We start from the raw sequence: 22,890 nt of genomic DNA on the forward strand, positions 1-22,890 counted from the left end.
CCATTTTCATGAGCAAGGATTTTGCATAAAGCAAGATTAAATTATATCAAAATATACTTAATTTATACTTCAATAAGTGTTGTAACTTTTTGTAATTACTGTTTATAATTTAAAGGTGAAATTTTAACCTTTTATCTTAATCCGTGATATAATTAATTTAAGTTGCGAATTGTTAAAAAAGGAGGGTGGATATGAATAGTACGAAACCTATTCGTTGGTTTACTTTTATGTTTTAGTTATTGGCGGAGGAACTGTTTTTAAACTTTCCTCTTTAAAAGATGCCTTTTATGTGCCTATGCAAGAATTTATGAATCTTAGCAATACACAAATTGGACTCGCGCTCTCAGTTTATGGCATAGTGCAAACGGTAGGAAATTTTGCATCTATTTATATAGCAGATAGATTTTCTAAAAAAATACTCATTCCTTTTTCATTGGTTTGTGTGGGTTTGGTTGGAATTTATATTTCTACTTTTCCTTCTTTTTATGGAATTTTAATAGCTTGGGGTTTGCTTTCTTTATTTGGAGAAGTTGTGTATTGGCCTGTTTTGCTTAAAGCCATTCGCTTGCTTGGAGATTCTACTCAACAAGGAAGACTTTTTGGATTTTTAGAAGCAGGACGTGGTGTTATAGATACTATAGTTGCTTTTAGTGCTTTGGGAATTTTTTTACTTTTAGGGTCTGGCGCAGGTGGACTTAAGGCTGCTATATTATTTTATAGCGCTTGTGTGATTATAGCAGGTATTTTGGCATATTTTCTACTTGAAGATGACAAAATTAATACCCAAGATGAGCAAGGAAATGAAATCAGTAAAAACAAAGTCGCTTGGAATGGAGTTATCAAAGCGATTAAAACTCCTGAAATTTGGGTGGTATCTTTGACCATTTTTACTATTTATTCTGTGTATTGTGGTTTGACTTATTTTATTCCATTTTTAAAAGATATTTATGGTATGCCTGTGGCTTTGGTCGGTGCTTATGGTATTATCAATCAATACACTTTAAAATTAGTAGGTGGGCCAATTGGGGGATATTTAGCAGATAAAACCTTTAAATCTTCAACAAGATATTTGCGTTTTGCTTTGATTTTAGGAGCCTTGGCCATATTAATTTTTGTTTTTATGCCTCATGAGAAATTAAATATTTATTTTGGTATGAGTTTAACCTTAGGTTTTGCCGCTCTTGTTTTTACTATGCGTGCGACATTTTTTGCACCTGTGGATGAGATAGAAGTACCTAGAGAAATTAGCGGAGCTGCTATGAGTATAGCTTGTATTTTTGGTTATTCTCCACAACTTTTTTGTTTTGCACTTTATGGTTTTATGATCGATCGTTTTAAAGGTTTATTAGGCTATCAAATTGTTTTTGCGTTAATGGGGATTTTTGCTATTTGTGGTGTGATTGTAACTACGATTTTGCTTAAGATGATAGCTAGAAAAAAAGCATTAAAAGGAGTGGTATCATGAAAATAGGTTTAGAAACTGAAAGCATGCATTTATGGTTTCAAAATGGTAGGATGGATATATTTTCTTATATCGATTTTGCTAAAAATTTGGGCTGTGAGGGTGTGATTATAAATATCATTAAAGATTTTGGTTTGGATGAAGAATGGGGATGCTTAGGAAGCGATGACGAAAATCATCTTAAAAAAATTAAAGCCAAATTGGATGAATACAATATGTATTGTGAGATTGACTCTAAGGGTTTTAATAAAGATAAATTTGAAAAAATTGCTAAAGTAGCTTCTATTTTAGGTGCTAAAATTATACGCTCTTATGTGCCCTTAACCGATAAAAATAAAAAAGTTAAACATGCTAGCGATGGGGCTTATGATGATTCTAAAATTACTACTAGATTCGATAAAGAAGATTTTTTAGCTACAAAGGATGAAATAAAAGCTTTGATACCGATTTTGGAAAAATATGATTTAAAACTTGCTATAGAAAATCATGAGTATCAAACTTCAGAGGATTTGCTTGATTTGTTGAAATTGATCAGTCATCCTAAAATAGGATTTTTATATGATTTTGGAAATTCTATGATGGCCTATGAAGATCCTATAAAAGCTTGCAAAGACATGGCTAAATATACTTTTAGCACGCATTGTAAAGATCATATAGTTTTCATTGAAGAGGGTGTAGAATATGTTTGCGGCGTTCCTTTGGGAGAAGGAAATTTAGACATTAAAACTTGTGTAGAAATTCTTAAAAAAGAAGGACTTGACCGTATTAATGTAGAGCAATGTTATCCTTATTGTGCGACTTTTAAAAGAGAAAAAGGAACAGGCGGGGTTAAAGAATTAGGTAAAGGGGCTTTTAAGATAGAAAAATCTTTGTTTGAAGATTTAAAAGCTATGCAGTATTATTATCCTCAAGAAGTATCTCAAGAATGCTTAGAGAGGCTTTTAAAACTTCAAAAAAAAGGTTGCGAGAAAAGTGTAGAATATTTAAAAAGTATTATTTAGATAAAATTTGGAATAAATTTTGTTTAATATTTTCAAGCATGGCAAAACGTTTTTTATACATGGAGCGTTTTTGTGAAGGGATTTCTTCTAGGTTTTTTTGCGAGTGGTGGAGCTTGTAGTATTTGTGTTTATCGATTTTTATCAATTCTCCACCATTTTCTAGCCAAATTTTTTGATAATCTACAAAATAGCCTTTTTCTTTTCCTTTTTGAGAACGGATTTGATTTTTTTCATGTACACCTAAAGTAGCTTGAAGTTTTAAAATTTCACAAAGCATCTTAGAGCATTCTATAAGCAAAGCAACAGGGCGCAAACCATGACATTTTTTAGTTAAAATTTTATTAATTTCTAAAATATTAAAATCTTTGTATTTATATCCTTGTATGCAAGAAAGTAGAAGATTATTTTCTAAAGTAAAGCAAAAATTACATTGTGAAATAGTGTATTTTTTAAATTTTAAAGAAAAAGCCCAAAAACCTTCTTCGTAAACATTATGATTATATCCTAAAAAAAGCTCAAAATCTTCATCAAAAGAAAAAATCATTTGTTCTTCGGGAAGAAATTTAAAACAAGTAAGTCCCTTATCAACATCATAAATAAGTGTTTTAACGCGTTCATTTGCTTTAAAACTTTTATCGCAAAATCTTCTTATAGCATTGTAGCAAGCATAGGGTCTTTGAGAGAAAAAGTCTTTTAAATGTTTATTTTTTTCCTCATTAAGCGTTTTTTCTAGAAGCCTTACTTGAGGAAAATATAGAATTTTTCTTGCTTGAAAACGTAAATAGCGCCAAAAGATGATACTTTTTCTTCTATCAGTAAAATTTGGAATAGGGTAGGAAAATTTTTTATTCACCTGCAATCCTTGATATATCGTTATAAGTTGCAAAGAGCATCAAGCTTAAAAGTATTGCCATGCCTGCATAACTTAGATATTCAAAAGCACGCTGTGGAACCTTGCGTCTAAAAATCATTTCATAAATATTAAAAAGTATATGTCCTCCATCAAGCATAGGAATAGGCAAAAGATTTAAAATGCCTAAATTTATAGAAATTAAAGCAGTGATAAATAAAAGTAAAGTAAAGCTATTTTGTGCAGCCTTTGAGGTAATTTCAGTCATGGTAATAATACCACCTAAATTTTTTGCTTCAACTTCACCACTTATGAGTTTTACTATACCCTTGATGATGAGTGTAGAAGCTTGAAAACTTTCTTGTGCGGCATATTTAAAACTTTCTAAACCTTGATGTTTTACAAGAGTGCTTGTACCATTTGGACTGATTCCAAGTTGAGGTTTTTCAATAATTTGCCCAAAGTCATTATATCCTTGTCCTATTTTTGGAGTTAAAATAAATTCTAAATTTTTTCCTTCTCTATTGGTTAATATTTTCAAAGGCTCTAAACTTAAATGTTTTGAAATTTCATCAAAGCTTTGAATTTTTACACCGTTGATTTCTAAGATAGTATCATTTTTTTGAAGTCCTATGTCTTGTGCAGCAGAGTTTGGCGCTATGTTTCCTATTTGTGGAGCAAGTTTGTTTAGACCTAAATTTCCTATGATAATATAAAGAAAAAAAGCTAAAATCAGGTTGAAAAATGGTCCAGCAAAAAGAATATAAATCTTTTTTAAGGGGCTTAAAATGCTATAGCTATCTTTGTCTAGATTTTCAAAACCAGGACGCATATCATCTTGTCCTTTAAGTTTAACATATCCTCCAAGTGGTAAAGTGCTTAAGCGATAGTTTGTGCCTTTAAATTCACGTTCTATAAGACTTTTTCCAAATCCTATGCTAAAGACTTCAACTTTTACACCCAAAGATCTTGCAGCTAAAAAATGTCCTAATTCGTGAAAGAAGATTAAAAATGAGATGACTAAAACAGTTGCTAAAAATTCAATAGAATAAAATTTAATTCCTAAAATCAAAATAATAATTAAAAACAATAAAGATCTCATTTTTCTCCTTTTTTTTGAGCTTTTGTATAAGTATAGATGTATTCAAATCCAGAATAAAGAGTTAAAATCAAAGCTATGTAAAGTAGAATTTCTCCGCCTATCCACTCCATGATTAAAAATCCTATCGCAGTCATTTGAAAAGCGGTTTTAAGTTTGCCTGCAAAAGAAGCATTGACATTTAAATTTTCACTGATCATTACAACTCTAAAACCCGTGATAAAAAATTCCCTTACTAATATAATATAAATTACCCATTCATTAGCTTTTCCTGTGAGTAAAAGCCCTAAAAAAGCTGCTAAAACAAGCATTTTATCAGCTAATGGATCTAAGATTCCGCCCAGTTTTGTAGTTTGTTTCCAAGTTCTTGCGATGTATCCGTCAAAAAAATCACTTAAAGCTGCTAATGAAAAAGTTAAAGCAGCAAAATAGTTAATCCAACTTTGATGAATGTTTTCAAATTTATGAATTAGTAAAAAAAATAATAAAGGCGCTAAAACCATTCTAAAAATCGCCAAGATATTGGGTAAATTCATAACAAGCCTTGTGAAATTAAATGTAAAATTATAATCAAAATTGTATAAAATTTAAGCAAAGACTTAGTAAAAATACAAAAAAGAATCAGTTTATTTTTATTTAAATTTTGCTTAAAAGCAAAATTTAAATAAATTTTACAACTTCATCAAAACTAAAACGATTTTTTTGAGGATTTTTTTTATCGTTGCAATATCCTAAAGCCACCACCAAACTTGATCTTTCTTTTTGAATATCAAGTGATAAATAAGAATCAAGCTTTTCTTTATCAAAACCACCTATAGTGCAGCTTGCTATATTTAAAGCATTAGCACTGTAAAGTATGCTAGCTAGAGCTATATGAGCTTGTTCTCTTGCATAAGATATTTTTTGTTCTTGATTTAGAGATTTTAAAAAAGGCATATAAGTATCTAAGCGTTTTTGAATTTCTGTTTCGCTCATATCTCTTTTTCTAAGTTTTTCTTCAAAATAATCCAAAAAATCAAGTCTTGAAATGATGATAATTAATGCAGCACAATCTTTTACATGTTTTTGTTGGTTGCAAATTTTAGAAAGTTCTTCTTTTCTTTTCTCATCTTGCACTACTATAAATTTCCAAGGTTCCAGTCCTAAGGAGCTGGGGCTTAATCTTGCTATTTCTAAAATAGAATTTAAATCCTCTTTTTTGAGTTTTTCATTTTTAAAATTTCTACAAGAATATCTTGAGCTAAAAATTTCAAGTTCTTTTTTCATTATTTTTCCTTGTAAAATTCGACGACTTCATTAAAATTTAAGCGTTGAGTAGAATATTTTGGTTCGTGGGCTTTATATCCTAAGGATAAAATTACAGCAGTTTCAAAAGGATAAGTTAAATGAAGAAAATCATCAACCCTAGCTTTTTCAAAGCCACCTATCATACAAGAATCAATACCTAAGCTCATTGCAGCTAGCGACATTTGCATCATAGAAAGATAGCATTGAAGTTGTGCGTAATGATAGAGTTCATTATCATTCATTGCATTGGTTTTATGGGTGTAAATTTCTAAAATTTTTTGAAAATTTTCTTCGCTAGAACCTGAGAAACGACGCACTTGTTTTTGTGCAAATTCATCTTTGCTTTGAAGATCTTTTCTTGCTAGAAAAATGATATTATGACTCGCACTTGCTACATTTTGTTGATTGTAACATAGAGTTGAGAGTTTAAGATTGTGTTCTTTTTGTTCTAATACTACAAATTTCCAAGGCTCAAATCCATGTGAGCTTGGGGTTAAGACTCCACTTTCTAAGATAAAATGCAAATCCTTTTCATTGATTTTTTTATCATTAAAAAGTTTACAAGCTCTGCGTTTTGAAATTAGTTCTTTAAAATTCATTTTATTCCTTAAAATCAAAAAATAATAATATTAATTATAAAATGCAAAGCTTAATCAAAAAATATTATAGTTTGATATTTTTCTTAAAAACAAAACCGGATTTTTCAAAACCCATTTTTTGGATATAAAATTCATGAGCTTGTGTTCTAAAAAACTTGAACTTAGTTCTAATTCTTCATATCCTTGATTTCTTACTCAAATTTGGATTTTTTAAGAAAGCTTGACACCCATGCCTTTTCCTCTTAAAGTTTCATCTACGACAAAATCACAAATATAAAGACAATGGTTATGATAAAGTACATTAAAAGGCATGATTCCACAAGCTGCTTTGTAGCTTCCCTCATTTTCATAGGCAAAAAGTTTATAATGTTGAGTTTGTGTAGCAAGTTGGATTTTGTCTAAAAAATCTTTCAGAGATAGGTTATTTCTTAATTGTTTTATCAAGGGATAAATTTTTTCCAAGTCTTCTTTTAGCTTAATTTCTTTCATTTTTAAATCCCTTAAATTTCAAAAATCTCAGGTTTTAATTTTAAAAGTAGGCAAAAAGTTGCCAAAACAGCTTGTTCTTGCATAAATTCACGATCTCCATCTAAATAAAGCGTTTCTTGGATAAAAGTTCCATCTCTAAACATTGCACCTATATAAATAGTGCCTGATTTTATTTTTCCCTCATCTTTTTCGCCAACTACTCCGCTAATAGCTAAGGCAAAATCAGGATTAGCTGTTTTAAAAATACCTTTTAGCATAAAATAAACACAACGTTCACTGTATTCGCCATTATTTTCTAAGACGCTTTCGCTAATTCCAAGCCATTCGTGTTTGATGCGGTTGGAATAACTTACAATAGAACCTTCAAAAATTTCACTTACACCTGAAATTTTGGTTAAGGTGCTTGCACAAAGTCCACCTGTGCAACTTTCAGCAAAAGAAATTTTTAATTTTTTTTCTAAAAGTTTAGAGCTTATAAAATGTATAGGATCTTTACCCAAAAACACCTTTTGTCCAAAAAGATTTTTTACGCTATTTAAAAAACCATCAAGTTTTCCAAAATTAGCGCAAGTGGCCTTAATAAGCACAAGATTATCTAAAAGCTTGGTTGATTTTATACTTATCTCATAAGATTTTGTTAGGGTTTGCAGTAGCAATATAGCGCTTTCATCATCCATACCAAAAATGCAAAAATATGCAAAATTTAATTTTATATGCCCAAGAAGATTGGGTAATTTTTCGCTTGGATTTATTTTAACGACATTGATTTTTGAATTTGAAAAATTACACACAAAGCTATTTTTACTAAATTCTGCTTTATCTGGAACCAAGGTATCATCTTTTAAGATAAGATTATCATCATTTAAAGTTGCTAAAATTTTAGCAACAGTCGCATAATGCAAAGGGCTTGTAAATAAAGTGATAAAATCATACTGATTTAAGAGGTTTTCAAGCAAAAAGGGTAAATCTTTATCGGTTTTATTTTGTATGCGAATTTCGTTAATTTCTTTAAATTTTTCTTCATAAGTTCTATAAATATAATTTTTGAATTTTTCGTTTATAGTAAGCTCATCTCCTATAAGATAAAGCAAATGTTTCATAAATTTTCCTTTTTTTCTTATAATTATAGCCAAAAACAAAGTAGAAATTAAAGCTAATTTGAGTAGAATTTAAGATTATTAAAAATTAGGTGGAAAAAATGGACTACAAAGAAACTCTACTTTTGCCCAGCACTACTTTTGCTATGCGGGCGAATTTAGCGGAACTTGAACCGCAAAGATTTAAAAAATGGTTTGAGCAAAGTTATGCTTATGAAAAAATGAAAGAAAATCGCAAAAATGCGAAAAAAAGTTTTACCTTACACGATGGCCCCCCTTATGCTAACGGACATATCCATATAGGACATGCTTTAAATAAAATTTTAAAAGAAACTATTATCAAAACGCATTATTTTAAAGGTGAGAGTGTGCGTTTTACTCCAGGGTGGGATTGTCATGGTTTACCTATAGAGCAACAAGTAGAAGTAAAGCTTGGAGAAAAGAAAAAAAGCTTAAGTAAAAAAGAAATTCGTGAGTTTTGCAGACAACATGCGAGTGAATTTGTAGATATCCAAAGAGAAGAATTTAAAAATTTAGGCATTATTGCAGATTGGGATAAGCCTTATTTGACTATGAAATTTGAGTTTGAAGCAGCGATTTATAGAACTTTATGCGAGATTGCTAAAAAAGGCTTACTTTGTGAGCGTTCTAAACCTGTTTTTTGGAGTTGGGCGGCAAAGTCAGCTTTAGCAGAAGCTGAAGTAGAATATCAAGATAAAGAGGATTATTCTATTTTTGTGGCTTTTGATTTGGATATAAAAGCTTGTGAAAAATTAGGCGTTTCAAAAGCAAGTGCAGTGATATGGACAACTACGCCTTGGACTTTGGTGGCTAATCAAGCTATAGCCTTAAATCCTAACGAAAATTATGTGATCACTAAAGAAGGTTTGATTTTTGCAAGTGCTTTACTTAAAAGTATGGTAGAAAAAGGACTTACAAGTGGAGAAATTCAAAAAGAATTAAACGCAAAAGAATTTGAAAAACTTGAAGCTATCAATCCTTTAAATGGAAGAAAATCTGTTTTAATTATGGGCGAGCATGTATTGATGGATGGTGGAAGTGGACTTGTACATACTGCACCAGGACATGGCGAAGATGATTACTATGCTTGTTTGAAATATGACATTGAGGTTTTAATGCCTGTTGATGATAGCGGATGTTATGATGAAACTTTAAGAGCTAAAGGGCTTTTGCCTTCTCATTTGCTTGAAGAGTTTATAGGTCTTCATATTTTTAAGGCCAATGAAAAAATTTTAGAACTTTTAGGCGAAAAACTTTTACATTCTTCTAAATTTATACACTCTTATCCATTTTGTTGGAGAACGCATAAGCCTGTGATTTATAGAGCTACTAAACAATGGTTTATTTTAATGGATGAACCAAAACTTCAAGGAAAAACTTTAAGAGAGTGTGCAAAAGAACAACTTTTAAAAACAACCTTTTATCCGCAAAGCGGAGTAAAAAGAATAGGTTCTATGGTGGAAAATCGACCAGATTGGTGTATTTCAAGACAAAGGGACTGGGGAACGCCTATAGCCTTTTTTAGAGATAAAAACACTAAAGAAGTGATTTTTGATGATGAACTTTTTGACTTTGTAGTAGCTATTTTTGAAAAACACGGTGCTGATGCGTGGTGGGAGTTTGAAATCAAAGATTTAATTCCTGAAAATTCAAAATATAAAGCTGAAAATTTAGAAAAAGTATATGATATTTTAGATGTTTGGTTTGATAGTGGAAGTACTTTTAATGCAGTTTTAAATAGCGGACTTTATGATGCAGGAGAAAAAAGAGCAAGTATGTATTTAGAAGGAAGCGATCAGCATCGGGGTTGGTTTCAAAGCTCTTTGCTTGTAGGTACAGCGATCAATGAAAGCGCGCCTTATGAAAGTATTTTAACTCATGGTTTTACTACGGATGAAAAAGGGCAAAAAATGTCTAAATCTAAAGGCAATGTGATTGCTCCTGAATATGTAGCAAAAACCTATGGAGTTGAAATTTTAAGACTTTGGATACTTTTAAGTGATTATTCAAGTGATTTAAAAATTTCAGACAATATCTTAAAACAAGTGGGTGAACAATACCGCAAAATAAGAAATACTATAAGATTTTTACTTGCTAATACAAATGACTTAAAAGATTTAGAAGTTAAAGAATTTAGTTTTATTGATAAATGGATATTAAGCCGTGCAACTAAAGTTTTTAAAGCAAGCAAAGAGGCATTTTTTGCTTATGAATTTGCTAAAGGTTTTAGTTTGCTTTTAAATTTCTTAAGTGCGGATTTAAGTGGGATTTATCTTGATATTAGTAAAGATAGGCTTTATTGCGATAATGAAAATGCTCAAAGAAGAAAATCCGCTCAAGTGGCTATGGCTTTGATAACAAAAGAGCTTTTAAATTTACTTGCTCCAAATTTAAGCTATAGCGTAGATGAGGCTTTAGAACATGCCAATGTTTTAATCAAAGGCGATGCAAAAGATGTATTTGATCTAAGTTTAACTCAAGATTTTGATTATGATTTTGGTATAGATGATACATTTTTAATGAGTGCTAGAGAGAAATTTTTTGAACAAATTGATATGCTTAAAAAAGATAAAATCATTAAATCTACTTTGGAATTAAATTTAAACATCAGTTTTAATAAATTCCCAAATGAGGAATTAGCCGATTGGTTTATGGTAAGTCAAATCAGTAATGAAAATGAAGAAATTTTGGCTGAATTTGAAGTAGAGAATGAGAAATTTAAAATCACCAAAGCTTCACTTTGTAAATGCCCAAGATGTTGGAAACTTCAAAGTAAAGATGAAGAAACGCCTTGTTTAAGATGTGAAGAAGTTTTAAAAGGGATTCAATGCTAGAAAATCCTATTTCAAATAGTATTATCATCACAACTATAGCGGTGGTTTTGGCTTTTAGTGCTTTAGCGGTATTTTTGATCAAAAAAACAAAGGAAAATAAATGACAACTTTAAAAGAAGCTTTAAAATACTCCAAAGAAGAACTTGAAAATTTAAAAAAAGAACTCAATGAAAAAGCAAAAAAAGAAAAAAAAATAGGTGCTTATATCGAACAATTTTTAGATAAGGACTTAAGTGTTTCAGGTGAAGGTGTGCCTGTAGCTATAAAAGATAATATCAGTGTAAAAGGTTGGGAGCTTACTAGTGCGAGTAAGATTTTACAAGGTTATATCGCTCCTTATGATGCAAGTGCGATTGTTAATTTAAAGGCTAACGGTTTTTCTCCTTTTGGGCGTTGTAATATGGATGAATTTGCTATGGGAAGTTCAACAGCGAGTTCTTGTTATGGAAAAACTTTAAATCCTTTAAATTTTGAGCGTGTTCCAGGTGGGTCAAGTGGTGGAAGTGCTGCTGCGGTAGTGGGTGGCTTGGCTTTAGCAAGTTTAGGTTCTGATACAGGAGGATCTGTACGCCAACCTGCGGCTTTTTGTGGTTGTGTAGGATTTAAACCGAGTTATGGAAGAGTAAGTCGCTATGGTTTGGCTTCTTATTCTTCAAGTTTGGATCAAATCGGGGTTTTAACGCAAAATGTAGAAGATGCGGCAATTTTATATGATGCGATCGCAGGATATGATAAAATGGATAGCACGAGTGCAAATATCGAGTTTATCAAAACCGCTCCAAATTTAAATGCAAATAAAAAATTAAAAATTGCAGTGATTGAAAATTATGTCAATGATGCAGATAGCGAAGTAAAAAACGCACTTTTAAAAACCATAGATATATTAAAAGCTAATGGACATGAGATTGTATATAAAAATTTGCTTGATTCTAAGTTTGATATCGCAGCGTATTATATCATCGCAACAGCTGAAGCAAGTGCAAATTTAAGTCGTTATGATGGGGTGCGTTATGGCAAGCGTTCTGAAAATATCCAAAATTTAAAAGAAATGTATGTAAATACACGCAGCGAAGGTTTTGGCGAAGAAGTAAAAAGAAGAATTTTGTTAGGAACTTTTGTTTTAAGTAGTGGATATTATGATGCGTATTATATCAAAGCACAAAAAGCTAGAGCTTTTATCAAGGCAAAATATGAAGAAATTTTGCAAGATTGTGATCTTATTTTTATGCCTGTAACTCCTACAACGGCTTTTAAATTTGATACTCAAAAAAGCCCTATGCAAACTTATTTAGAAGATGTTTATACTATCTCTGTAAATTTAGCAGGACTTGGAGGCATTAGTGTGCCTGTTGCAAAAGATAAAGAAGGGCTTAATATATCAGCACAACTGATTTGCAAAGCTTATGATGAACAAACCTTGTTAGATGGGGCTTTAAGTTTAGAACAAATGATTAAAAATTAAGGATGAAAGATGAAAATTGTAAAAAGAGCTTTAACTTTTGAAGATGTATTACTGCGTCCTGGGTATTCTGAAGTTCTACCTAAGGAAGTAAAAATTCACACTAAACTAACAAAAAATATCACTTTAAATATGCCTTTAATCTCTGCGGCTATGGATACAGTTACTGAACACAGAGCTGCTATCATGATGGCAAGACTTGGAGGACTTGGGGTAATTCATAAAAATATGGATATAGCTTCACAAGTTAGAGAAGTAAAAAGAGTGAAAAAAAGTGAAAGTGGAGTGATTATCGATCCTATTTTTGTAAGTCCTAAAGCAAGTGTTGCAGAGGCTTTAGAAATCATGGCAGAGTATAGAATTTCAGGTGTTCCTGTAGTAGATGAAGATAAGAAACTAATAGGCATACTTACCAATCGTGATTTAAGATTTGAGAGTGATTTTTCAAATTTGGTTGAAAATGTTATGACTAAAATGCCTTTAATTACTGCTCCAAAGGGTTGTACTTTAGATGATGCAGAAAAAATTTTCAGCACCAACAAAGTAGAAAAACTTCCTATAGTTGATGAACAAGGACGCTTGGAAGGACTTATCACTATAAAAGATCTTAAAAAACGCAAAGAATATCCTGATGCCAATAAAGATAATTTTGGAAGATTACGCGTGGGTGCGGCTATAGGAGTAGGGCAAATGGATCGTGTGGATGCTTTAGTTGAAGCAGGCGTTGATGTTGTTGTGCTTGATTCTGCGCATGGACATTCTAAGGGTATTATTGATACGATAAAAGCAATTAAAACTAAATATCCAAATTTAGATCTTATCGCAGGAAATATCGCTACTGCAGCCGCAGCAAAAGCACTTTGTGAAGCAGGAGTAGATGCGGTTAAAGTAGGTATTGGGCCAGGAAGTATTTGTACTACGCGTATTGTTTCAGGTGTGGGTGTGCCTCAAATTTCGGCCATTGATGAGTGCGTGGAAGAAGCAAATAAATTTGGCGTTCCTGTCATAGCTGATGGCGGGATTAAATATTCAGGTGATATTGCAAAAGCTTTAGCTGTGGGTGCGAGTTCTGTTATGATAGGATCGCTTTTAGCTGGAACGGATGAAAGTCCAGGAGAGCTTTTTACTTATCAAGGAAGACAATATAAGTCTTATCGTGGTATGGGTTCGCTTGGGGCTATGCAAAAGGGAAGTTCGGATAGATACTTTCAGCAAGGTACCGCTCAAGATAAACTCGTTCCTGAAGGTATAGAAGGGCGTGTTCCTTATGTGGGAAGTATAAGAAGCGTGGTGCATCAACTTTTAGGAGGTTTGCGTTCTTCTATGGGTTATGTTGGGGCTAAAGATATAGAAGATTTTCAAAAAAGAGCTGAATTTGTTGAAATTACCACTGCAGGGCTTAAAGAAAGTCATGTACATGATGTTACTATCACTCATGAAGCACCAAATTACAAGGTTAATCATCAATGAGTTTTGAAGAAAATTTAAAACACGCTAATGAATCTTTGGAAAAATTAAACAATCAAGAGCTTGCCTTAGATGAAAGTGTAAAAATTTACAAAGAAGGTTTAGAGAGTATCAAAAAAGCAAGACTTGAGCTTGAAAAAGCAAAATTAGAAGTGGAGCAAATCGATGAGTAAAATAGCGGCTTTACAGTTTCCAACTTTAGCTTTAAGTGAATCAAGGCTCGATTATTATCTTAAAGCTTCAAAAGACAATGGGGCAAATTTGGTAGTTTTGGGCGAATATGTGATCAATAGTTTTTTTACAGAACTTTTACACATGCCAAGAAATATGATAAAAGAACAAAGCGAAGCCAAAAAAGAAAGTTTAATTAAATTTGCTAAAAAATATGAATTAGAAATCATCGCTCCTTATGTAAGCGTTGAAGCTAAAAATTATAAAAAACTTTGCTTAAAAGTTGCTCCAAATGGTGTTAAAAGCTATGAACAGCAAATTTTAATGCCTTATGAACATTGGAATGAAGAAAAATTTTTCAGCAACAAAACTCCATCAGAATTAAAAATTTTTACTTTTAATTATGAAAAATTAAAATGTGCTTTGCTTTTTGGTTTTGAGACGTATTTTGATATTTTTTGGCAACAGATTATGGCGAAAAAAATTGATTTGGTTATCGTTCCTAGTGCTTGTACCTTTGAAAGCAAACAAAGATGGGAAGAACTTTTAAAAACAAGAGCTTTTTTAAATTCTACAAGCATTTTAAGAGTAAATCGCATAGGCAAAACAAAAGATGAGTGGAATTTTTACGGTGATACTCTGTTTATCAACGCTTTTGGTGAGATAGAAAGTAGATTAGGTTCTGAAGAAGAAATGCTTATTATAGAGCCTAAAAAAAGTGATGAAGCAAGAAAACTTTGGGGTTTTGATAAAATTCTTAAGAATTTTTAAAGAAGGTAAATATGAGAAAAATTTTACTTCAAATTTTTATTTTTAGTGTATTATTTATAGTAATTTTTACCATTAATCGTATTTTAATGCAAAATTCTTTTATCCCTACTGGTTTAATTAGTGATAAAAATGAAATCTTTTTAATGTTTCTTTTAGGTATTTTTCATGATATAAGATTTTTAAGCGCAGCATTTTTGCCACTTTTACTTTGTGGTTTTTTAAGTTTAATTTTTTCTAATATAAAAATAAATAATAAGTTAGTAATATATAGTAAAAATTTTTATTTCATTTTTTCAAGCATTTATATAATTGTTCTTTCTTGTCTTTGTATAGGATTTTCTTATGCAAAATACTATTATTACGAAATTTATAAGACTAAATTTGATATTTTTATGTTTACTCTAAAAGATGATAATACAAAAACTATTTTAAGTATTATTTATCATGATTATCCAATTTTAAAAATTTTAGCTTTAATGTTGATTTTTGGAATTTTTTGTATTTTTTTAAATTTGAAAATATTAAATTTAAAGTTAAAACCTATTAATTTAAGATTGTTTCCCTTGATAGCTTTAAATTTAATATTAATTATTGTTTATGTTATAGCCTTAAGGGGTCCATTTAAGCACGTGGCTATAAATGTACAAAATTATTCTTTTAGTGAGTATAGTGTTGTAAATGATACAATGTTAAATCCAATTATGGCATTTTCTTGGGCTTTAAAACAATATAAAGAAGAAGCGGCTTTGAAGGTTATCACACCTTTGAAAGCACAAGAACTTAAAGAAAAACTTTTTGATTATTTGCATCAAAGTCCTATAAATCTAAAAGCTGAAAAGAATCATCCTAGTGTATTTGTTAACTTAATGGAAAGTTTTGGGCTTAATTTGGCTGATTTTACAAATACAGAACATAATTTTTTGGGTTCGTTAGATAAACATTTTAAGCAAGATTTTTTATTCAAACGTTTTTTGAGTTCTAGTAATGGAACTATACCAAGTTTTGCAAACTTATTTTTTGTAAGTCCATTTTCTAATATTTCTACAAGTAAATTTCAGAAAACTTATTTAGATTTAACACCTATTGCTGTTTATAAGAAAGCAGGATATAAGGTGATTTTTGTAAGTGCAGGTAATGGATCTTGGCAAAATATTAAAAATTATCTCAGTATTTTGGGAGTAGATGAGATTATAGATGAAAATATTTTAATGAAAGAGTATAATGGAGCAAAAGATAGCGAAAATGGTTATGGGATTGCTGATGAGTTTTTATATAAAAAAGTTTATGACTTACTTCAAAAAAATCCACACAACACCCTTATAATTGCTCTTACTATTTCTAATCATCCACCTTATAAAATTCCGCAAAATGATTTGCCAAAATTACAAAACATTCCACAAACTTTGCTTAATATGCTTCCTTATGAAAAAGATAAACAAGACAATATTATCAAAGCTTATGTTTATGCAAACAATGAATTTGGAAAATTTCTAGATAAAATAAAACAGAGTTCTTTTAAAGATAGTGTCATTATAGCAGCAACTGGAGATCATAGAGTACGCGAAATGAGTATGGATTTAAATTCCCAAAAAGCTTTTGCTTATAGCGTGCCTTTTTATCTTTATATTCCTAAGGATTTGCAAGATAATATTTATTATGATAAGAATCGTATAGGATCTCATAAGGATATTTTTCCAACTCTTTATGCTTTAAGTTTAAATAATGTTAAGTATTTAAGCGTAGGCGGAAGAAATATATTAGCAAGACCAAGTGATGAGAAATTTGAATTTGGGATCAACGATGCTGTATGGATTGATAAAAATGGAGTATATAGCGGTGCTAAGGGGTATTATTTTGAAAATAATAATACCTTAAAAGATACAATCATGCCTTTGAGCTTGATGAATACCATAAAAATTTCGCTCAATTTTATAAAGAATTAAATCTTTATCAATTAAGTCAGCGTCTAGGCATTTCAAAATAGGATTTATATTTTCTTTTTAGTAAAAAAGTGCTAAAATTTAGCCTTTAAAGTATAAAGGTTTAAATGATGCAAAATATCCATTTTATCGGCATAGGTGGTATAGGAATTTCCGCTTTAGCAAGATTTTTAAAAGAAAAAGGCTTTAAGATTAGTGGGAGTGATCTTAAGGAAAGTAAAATTACTAAAGAACTTGAAAAAGAAGGGGTTAAGGTCAGCATCCCTCATCATAAAGACAATATTTTAAACAAAGATTTAGTTATTTACTCTGCTGCAATTAAAGAAGAAAATCCTGAATTTAAACACGCTAAAGAATTAGGCATTAAATGTCTTTCACGCAAGGAGGCCTTGCCTCTTATTTTAGAAGATAAGTGTGTTTTTGCAGTTGCAGGAGCACATGGAAAAAGCACAACTTCAAGCATTTTAGCTTCTTTGCTCGATGATGCTTCTGTGATTATCGGAGCGATTTTAAAAGAATTTGGTTCAAATATGATTTATAAAGAAAGCCAAAACCTTGTTTTTGAAGCTGATGAGAGCGATAGTTCTTTTTTAAATTCAAATCCTTATTTGGCTATAGTTACCAATGCAGAAGCAGAGCATTTAGATCATTATGGCAATGAAGTTTCAAAACTCCATCATGCTTATGTGGAGTTTTTAGATACGGCTAAAATTCGTGTGATTAATGCTGAAGATGAGTTTTTGAAAAATTATAAAAATGAGTCAATCAAGCTTTATCCGAGCAAAGATATCAAAAACTGCACCATGTGTATAGAAAATTTCAAACCTTTTACAAGTTTTGAGTTGAAAGATTTAGGTGAATTTAAGGTTTTTGGTATGGGATATCATTTAGCCCTTGATGCGTCTTTGGCGATTTTGGCGGCTTTAAATTTCTTAGATATAGAAACGATAAGAACCAGGCTTAAAAATTATCAAGGTATTAAAAAGCGTTTTGATATTTTACATGCTGATGAAAATTTGGTTTTAATTGACGATTATGGTCATCATCCTACCGAAATAAAAGCGACTTTAAGTGCAGCACAAGAATACGCAAAATTAGGTGGATATAAAAAAATCACAGCCATTTTTGAACCTCACCGCTACACGCGTTTGGCCGCAAATTTAAAGGAATTTGCAAAGGCTTTTGAAGGTGTTGATGAGCTTGTAATTTTACCTGTTTATGCCGCAGGAGAAGAGTCTATAGAACTTGATTTAAAGGCGGTTTTTCCTAAGGCTTTGTTTGTAGAAGATATTAAAAGAGAGGGTAAATTTTTGGTAGCTTCTAAGGGGCAGGTTTTTGAAGAAGGGCTTATTATAGGTTTTGGTGCGGGAGATATTAGCAATAAATTAAGGCAAAAAAATGAGTAGGTTTTTTTTATATCTTTTAATTATCTTAATTTTAGCCTTAATCACTTTTGCTTTGCGTGAAAAATTAGGCAAAAAAACCAAACCTTTTTTTTGTATTTTGCTTGTGATTTTTATCATTTTAGCGGTATTTTTTGAATTTGAAAATACGCAAAAAAGTCGTTTAAGAACAGATATTATCGTAGCTTTTAATCAAAATAAAAATATTTTATGTAAAGATATCAATGTTTCTAAGGCGTATTTTAATTATGAATTTGGTACAAGAAGTTTTATTTCAAAAGATAATAATCAAAGTTTTAATTCTTTAATCATAGATATTAAAGATTGCAGGTTAAATGATGAATGATGCAAAAGAAGAATTGATCTCAAAGCTTGATTTAAACGGCTATTTAGAAGAATTTAAAGGCCTTTTTGCAAGAGATAAGGAGATTTTTTTGCAAGGAGATTCTAATCTTCATTTTAAACGCATACATGAGCTTTGCGAGGTGGAATTTCCTGCTATGCCAGAGCTTGGCAATCTTGATAAAGCCTTAGTGCATTTAAGTAAGCAAGGAATTTTGCATTTAGATGAAATTTTTGAATTTGTAAAAATTTTTCGTTATTTTGAAAAGCTAAAAAAAATAAAATTAGGAACAAATTTAGACTCTTGGTTGCAAAAGATAGAATTTGTTAGCGGGGCTTTGGAGCTTTGTTTGAATTTCGATGAGAAAGGAGAATTAAAAGAAAGTTTAGATGAAAGACTTGTAAATCTTAATGCCGCTCTAAGATTAAAAAATGAAAGCATAATAGCTGAGTTTAAGAAATTTTGCTACACAAAAGCTTTGATGCCTTATCTTATCGATACACAAATCCATCTTATAAACAATCTTGAAGCCTTGCTTGTAAGAGGTGGGTTTAATCATGCTATTAAAGCAAAAATCATAGGCAGGAGTAGTAGTGGCGGCTTTTATATCGTGCCTTTAAGTGTTGAAAATTTGCAAAATGATATAGAAAAAATCAAAAATCAAAAAGAAGAAATTTATTATGAATACGCTAAAAATTTCTCAGCTTTTTTAGCAAAAAACCTACCTTTTTTAAAATTTATCAATACAGCCTTTGATCTTTTTGATCATTATAGTGCTAGGGTTTTGCTTGCTAAAAAAAGGGATTTTGAATTTGTTTTGTGTGATCAAAGTACGGATTTAGTGCTTAAAAATTTCGCTCATCCTGCCTTAAAAAATCCAAAAAGCGTGAGTTTGGAATTTAAAAAACAAGTTTTAATCATCACAGGGGTAAATGCAGGTGGAAAATCCATGCTTTTAAAATCCATGCTAAGCGCAGCATTTTTAGCTAAACATCTTTTGCCTATGCATATAAAAGCAAGTGAAAGTAAAATCGGCACTTTTAAAGAATTTGATGCCATCATAGAAGATCCGCAAAATGTTAAAAATGACATTTCAACTTTTGCAGGAAGAATGTTGCACTTTTCCAGGCTTTTTTCTAAGAAAAATTTGCTTTTAGGTATCGATGAAATAGAGCTTGGAACAGATTTTGAAGAAGCGGCTTGTTTGTATAGTGTGTTAATTTCAAAACTCATAGCTAATAATCTTAAAATCATCATCACCACGCACCACAAACGCCTTGCCATGCTTTTAGCAAAGAATGAGCAAGTTGAACTCATCGCTGCTTTATATGATGAAGAGCTTTCACGCCCAAAATATGAGTTTTTAAAAGGTACTATAGGAAAATCTTATGCCTTTGAAACCGCTTTGCGTTATCAGATTCCGCCGAATTTAGTTAGCGAGGCTAAAAAGCTTTATGGCGAGGATAAAGAAAATTTAGAAGAGCTTGTGGGTAAAAATATCAATCTTGAATTAGAATTAAAAGCTAAGCTTGAAAATGTCGAGAAAAAAGAGCAAAAAGTCGATGAAATTTTACTTTCCTTAAAAGAGCAAAAAGAAAAAAATGAACAAGAATTTCGTACGAGTTTGAGAAATTTAGAATTTAAATTTCACAAAGCCATAGAAGAAGCTAAAAAAACCATACAGCTTAAAGACACAAAAGACAAGCAAAGAAGCCTTAATAAAGCCAATGAGCTTAAAAAAGAAATCATTTTGCCAAGTATGGAACAAAATGAAGAATTGCGTGTGGGAGATTTTGTAAAATATGAAAAAATTAAGGGTAAAATCATAAGCATTTCTAAAAACGATGCTATGGTTGAAAGCGATGAGATCAAACTTCGCGTGCCTTTAAAACTGCTTAAAAAAAGTGGTGCAATGCCAAAAAAAGTAGCAAAAACAAGTATAAGCGTAAGTAAACCAAGCAATCTAAGCGTAACTTTGGATTTGCATGGACTTAGGAGTGATGAGGCTATTTCAAGGCTTGATAAATTTATTTCAGATGCTTTGATAGCGGGATTTGATGAGGTTTTGATCTATCATGGTATTGGCACAGGAAAGCTTGCCTTTGCGGTAAGAGAGTTTTTAAAAACTCACAAAAGTGTCAAAGGCTTTAATGATGCACCGATCAATCAAGGTGGTTTTGGTGCTAAGGTGGTAAAATTATGAAAAATATAATGATATTAAGCGGAGCGGGTTTGTCTGCTCCAAGTGGGCTTAAAACTTTTAGAGACAATGATGGACTTTGGGAAGAATACGATGTGATGGAGGTTTGCTCTGCAACAGGTTTTAGAAAAAATCCTAAAAAAGTACTTGATTTTTACGATGCAAGAAGGGCGCAACTTCAAAATGTAAAGCCAAATTATGCTCATGAAAAAATCGCACAATTAAAAGAAAAATGGGGTAAAAATCTTTTTGTCATCACGCAAAATGTAGATGATTTGCTAGAGCGTGCAGGGTGTAAAGATGTGATTCATTTGCATGGCTTTTTGCCTGAACTTCGCTGCTTAAAATGCGAAGAAATTTTTAATATAGGCTATGAAATAATCACAGATAAACAATGCCCAAAATGCAAAAGCAAGGATTTAAGACACAATATAGTCATGTTTGAAGAGCAAGCTCTTGCTTATGCTACGCTTTATTCTTTGTTAAATCAAACTTCGCTTTTTATCAGCATAGGCACAAGTGGGGCGGTTTTGCCTGTAGGGCGTTATGCTTCAATGTGTGAAAAAAGTATTTTAAATATCTACGAAAAAGATGCGAATTTAGAGCGGTATTTTGATAAAATCTACATAGAAGATATTATAAGCGCTATTGATAAAATCGCACTTGATATAGAAAATTTTATGAAAGATGGTAATGTTTGATTCTTTTTTAAGTGGAGTTTTTTTGGGCTTTGGAGTGAGTGTGCCTTTTGGACCTGTAAATATTTTGATTTTAACTTATGCACTAAAAGCTTTTAAAAATTCCATAGCTGTAGGACTTGGAGCATTTAGTATAGATATGCTTTATCTTTTTTTGCTTCAATTTGGGCTTTTAAATTTTTTAGACAATGTTATTTTTATGCGTTCTTTGGCGATTTTTGGTTTTTGTTTTTTAACTTATATGGCGTACTTGATGCTAAGAAAAAAGAAAGAAAGCTTAAATTTAGAGCATAAAGAATTTAAAGAAAGTCTTTTGAAAAGTTATATTAAAGGAGCTTTTTTAAATGGTTCAAATCCTTTTGTGATAGGATTTTGGCTTAGTGCTGCAAGTGTGGTTTTAAATAGTGATCATGCTTATTTGATGACTTTAGGGCTTGTTGTGGCTATACTTTTTTGGGTAAGTGCTTTAGCCTTTGTGGTGGCAAGATATAGTCATATTTTTAGTGCAAAAGTTGTTTTTATAATCAATATAATTTCAGCTATAATTATAGAGTATTTTGCTCTTAATTTATTATATAAAACTTTCTTAGGATAAAAAATGAATGCAAAAGAATTTTTAATCGAACTTTTAAAATTTAAATCTGTTACGCCAAATGATGATGGAGCTTTAAATTTCATCGCTATGGAACTGAGTGATTTTGAAGCTTTTTTTATAGAAAAAGAAGGCATTAAAAACCTTTTACTCACTAAAAAATTTAAAGATGAAGGCGAGCATTTAGCTTTTGGTGGGCATGTAGATGTGGTGCCTGCAGGCGAGGGTTGGAGTAGCGATGCTTTCGTGCCTATAGAAAAAGAAGGCTTTATCTATGCAAGAGGTGCTCAAGATATGAAAAGCGGAGTAGCAGCCTTTGTAGATGCGACAAAGAATGCGGATTTTAAAGGAGCTAGGCTGAGTCTTATTTTAACAAGTGATGAAGAAGGCGAAGCTATATATGGAACTAAGGCTGTTTTAGAATGGATGCAAGAAAGAGATATACTACCTGATTATGCCGTGGTTGCTGAGCCAACCTGTGTTAAAAAAATCGGCGATAGCATTAAAATAGGGCGTCGTGGTTCTATTAATGGAAAGCTTTTAATCCGCGGAAAACAAGGGCATGTTGCTTATCCTGAAAAATGTATCAATCCTGTGCATGATTTTGCACCGGTTTTAAAGCTTTTAGCGGGTTTTGATCTTGATCCTGGAAGTGCTGAATTTAGTCCTTCAAAAATTGTTATTACCGATATTCGCGGAGGTATGGGGGTATGTAATATAACGCCAAATGATTTAAAACTTATGTTTAATGTACGCAATTCCCCTGATACAAGCTTAGAAGATGTAAAAAGCTATGTAGAAAAAATTTGTCATGGTTTAAACTATGAGTTAGAGCTAAAACAATCAAGCGAAGCTTTTTTGACAAATATCGACAATAAAATCGTTCAAAAAATGAATGAAAGCGTTCAAAAAATCACTCATGAAGTGCCAGAGCTTAATACTAAAGGCGGTACAAGTGATGCAAGGTATTTTGCAAAATACGGTGTAAGGGTAGTGGAATTTGGGGTTTGTAATGATAGAATTCATGCTATTGATGAAAGAGTAAGTATAGAAGAATTTGAAAAACTTTGTCTTGTTTTTAAAGACTTGATAGAAAATTTTTAAAGG

The 22,890-nt window shown here is 31.3% G+C and carries 19 protein-coding genes and 3 pseudogenes; 15 read left to right on the plus strand and 7 right to left on the minus strand.

Annotated features, from left to right (window positions below; all coding sequences use genetic code 11):
• The first annotated feature begins 191 nt into the window (after positions 1-191).
• Positions 192-1,465 (plus strand): annotated as a pseudogene (locus tag ELQ12_RS01240) (MFS transporter).
• The gene (locus ELQ12_RS01245) at positions 1,462-2,463 is read left to right on the plus strand and encodes a TIM barrel protein (protein ID WP_053872671.1); all 1,002 of its coding nucleotides are present in this window, start codon (positions 1,462-1,464) and stop codon (positions 2,461-2,463) included. Before ELQ12_RS01240 ends, ELQ12_RS01245 begins: the two are co-directional and overlap by 4 nt.
• Here the strand turns inward: ELQ12_RS01245 and ELQ12_RS01250 are convergent.
• The 7 genes and pseudogenes from ELQ12_RS01250 to ELQ12_RS01280 form a co-directional block, all read right to left on the minus strand.
• A complete protein-coding gene (locus ELQ12_RS01250) occupies positions 2,456-3,316 on the minus strand; it encodes a VirK family antimicrobial peptide resistance protein (protein ID WP_002882614.1) in 861 nt (286 codons plus the stop codon). The genes ELQ12_RS01245 and ELQ12_RS01250 overlap by 8 nt on opposite strands.
• On the minus strand, positions 3,309-4,415 hold the full coding sequence (gene rseP, locus ELQ12_RS01255; RefSeq protein ID WP_053872670.1) for an RIP metalloprotease RseP: 1,107 nt from the start codon (positions 4,413-4,415) through the stop codon (positions 3,309-3,311). The genes ELQ12_RS01250 and rseP overlap by 8 nt, the downstream gene beginning before the upstream one ends.
• Positions 4,412-4,948, minus strand: a complete 537-nt coding sequence (gene pgsA, locus ELQ12_RS01260; protein ID WP_002871789.1) for a CDP-diacylglycerol--glycerol-3-phosphate 3-phosphatidyltransferase — start codon at positions 4,946-4,948, stop codon at positions 4,412-4,414. Before pgsA ends, rseP begins: the two co-directional genes overlap by 4 nt.
• A gap of 124 nt (positions 4,949-5,072) precedes the next feature.
• Positions 5,073-5,678 carry an NAD(P)H-dependent oxidoreductase gene (locus ELQ12_RS01265; protein ID WP_070252702.1) on the minus strand — a complete coding sequence of 202 codons (606 nt, stop codon included), beginning with the start codon at positions 5,676-5,678 and terminating at the stop codon, positions 5,073-5,075.
• Entirely contained in the window at positions 5,678-6,298 is a 621-nt protein-coding gene (locus tag ELQ12_RS01270; protein ID WP_070261222.1) for a nitroreductase family protein, read from the minus strand. Before ELQ12_RS01270 ends, ELQ12_RS01265 begins: the two co-directional genes overlap by 1 nt.
• 64 nt (positions 6,299-6,362) lie before the next feature.
• A pseudogene (locus ELQ12_RS01275) lies at positions 6,363-6,787 on the minus strand (GNAT family N-acetyltransferase).
• An 11-nt stretch (positions 6,788-6,798) separates the two neighbouring features.
• On the minus strand, positions 6,799-7,887 hold the full coding sequence (locus tag ELQ12_RS01280; RefSeq protein ID WP_002852915.1) for a CinA family protein: 1,089 nt from the start codon (positions 7,885-7,887) through the stop codon (positions 6,799-6,801).
• Positions 7,888-7,985: 98 nt separating this feature from the next.
• On the opposite strand from ELQ12_RS01280, the gene ileS reads away from it, so the two are divergent.
• The 13 genes and pseudogenes from ileS (at position 7,986) to dapE (ending at position 22,887) form a co-directional block, all read left to right on the plus strand.
• Positions 7,986-10,739 (plus strand): isoleucine--tRNA ligase, encoded by a 2,754-nt coding sequence (gene ileS, locus ELQ12_RS01285; protein ID WP_070242931.1) that lies wholly within the window; start codon positions 7,986-7,988, stop codon positions 10,737-10,739.
• Positions 10,733-10,843, plus strand: a complete 111-nt coding sequence (locus ELQ12_RS01290) for a hypothetical protein (RefSeq protein WP_002870558.1) — start codon at positions 10,733-10,735, stop codon at positions 10,841-10,843. The genes ileS and ELQ12_RS01290 overlap by 7 nt, the downstream gene beginning before the upstream one ends.
• The gene (gene gatA / locus ELQ12_RS01295; protein ID WP_070261220.1) at positions 10,840-12,201 is read left to right on the plus strand and encodes an Asp-tRNA(Asn)/Glu-tRNA(Gln) amidotransferase subunit GatA; all 1,362 of its coding nucleotides are present in this window, start codon (positions 10,840-10,842) and stop codon (positions 12,199-12,201) included. Before ELQ12_RS01290 ends, gatA begins: the two co-directional genes overlap by 4 nt.
• Before the next feature lie 9 nt (positions 12,202-12,210).
• Positions 12,211-13,668 carry an IMP dehydrogenase gene (gene guaB / locus ELQ12_RS01300; RefSeq protein WP_002870560.1) on the plus strand — a complete coding sequence of 486 codons (1,458 nt, stop codon included), beginning with the start codon at positions 12,211-12,213 and terminating at the stop codon, positions 13,666-13,668.
• A complete protein-coding gene (gene xseB / locus ELQ12_RS01305) occupies positions 13,665-13,838 on the plus strand; it encodes an exodeoxyribonuclease VII small subunit (protein WP_002853034.1) in 174 nt (57 codons plus the stop codon). Before guaB ends, xseB begins: the two co-directional genes overlap by 4 nt.
• The gene (locus ELQ12_RS01310) at positions 13,831-14,607 is read left to right on the plus strand and encodes a carbon-nitrogen hydrolase family protein (protein ID WP_070242933.1); all 777 of its coding nucleotides are present in this window, start codon (positions 13,831-13,833) and stop codon (positions 14,605-14,607) included. Before xseB ends, ELQ12_RS01310 begins: the two co-directional genes overlap by 8 nt.
• Positions 14,608-14,618: 11 nt before the next feature.
• A pseudogene (locus ELQ12_RS01315) lies at positions 14,619-16,591 on the plus strand (LTA synthase family protein).
• Positions 16,592-16,654: 63 nt separating this feature from the next.
• Positions 16,655-17,953, plus strand: a complete 1,299-nt coding sequence (gene murC / locus ELQ12_RS01320) for a UDP-N-acetylmuramate--L-alanine ligase (protein ID WP_074486932.1) — start codon at positions 16,655-16,657, stop codon at positions 17,951-17,953.
• Positions 17,946-18,296 carry a hypothetical protein gene (locus tag ELQ12_RS01325; protein ID WP_070242935.1) on the plus strand — a complete coding sequence of 117 codons (351 nt, stop codon included), beginning with the start codon at positions 17,946-17,948 and terminating at the stop codon, positions 18,294-18,296. Before murC ends, ELQ12_RS01325 begins: the two co-directional genes overlap by 8 nt.
• The gene (locus tag ELQ12_RS01330; protein ID WP_079264234.1) at positions 18,286-20,496 is read left to right on the plus strand and encodes an endonuclease MutS2; all 2,211 of its coding nucleotides are present in this window, start codon (positions 18,286-18,288) and stop codon (positions 20,494-20,496) included. Before ELQ12_RS01325 ends, ELQ12_RS01330 begins: the two co-directional genes overlap by 11 nt.
• Entirely contained in the window at positions 20,493-21,194 is a 702-nt protein-coding gene (locus tag ELQ12_RS01335) for an NAD-dependent deacetylase (RefSeq protein ID WP_002870567.1), read from the plus strand. The genes ELQ12_RS01330 and ELQ12_RS01335 overlap by 4 nt, the downstream gene beginning before the upstream one ends.
• Complete coding sequence (locus tag ELQ12_RS01340) at positions 21,187-21,786, plus strand: LysE family translocator (RefSeq protein WP_002870568.1); 600 nt, start codon at positions 21,187-21,189, stop codon at positions 21,784-21,786. The genes ELQ12_RS01335 and ELQ12_RS01340 overlap by 8 nt, the downstream gene beginning before the upstream one ends.
• Positions 21,787-21,789: 3 nt before the next feature.
• Positions 21,790-22,887, plus strand: a complete 1,098-nt coding sequence (dapE, locus tag ELQ12_RS01345) for a succinyl-diaminopimelate desuccinylase (protein ID WP_002870569.1) — start codon at positions 21,790-21,792, stop codon at positions 22,885-22,887.
• Positions 22,888-22,890 lie beyond the last annotated feature (3 nt).

It is taken from the genome of Campylobacter sp. US25a, assembly GCF_004379075.1.
Classification (GTDB): Bacteria; Campylobacterota; Campylobacteria; order Campylobacterales; family Campylobacteraceae; genus Campylobacter_D; species Campylobacter_D jejuni.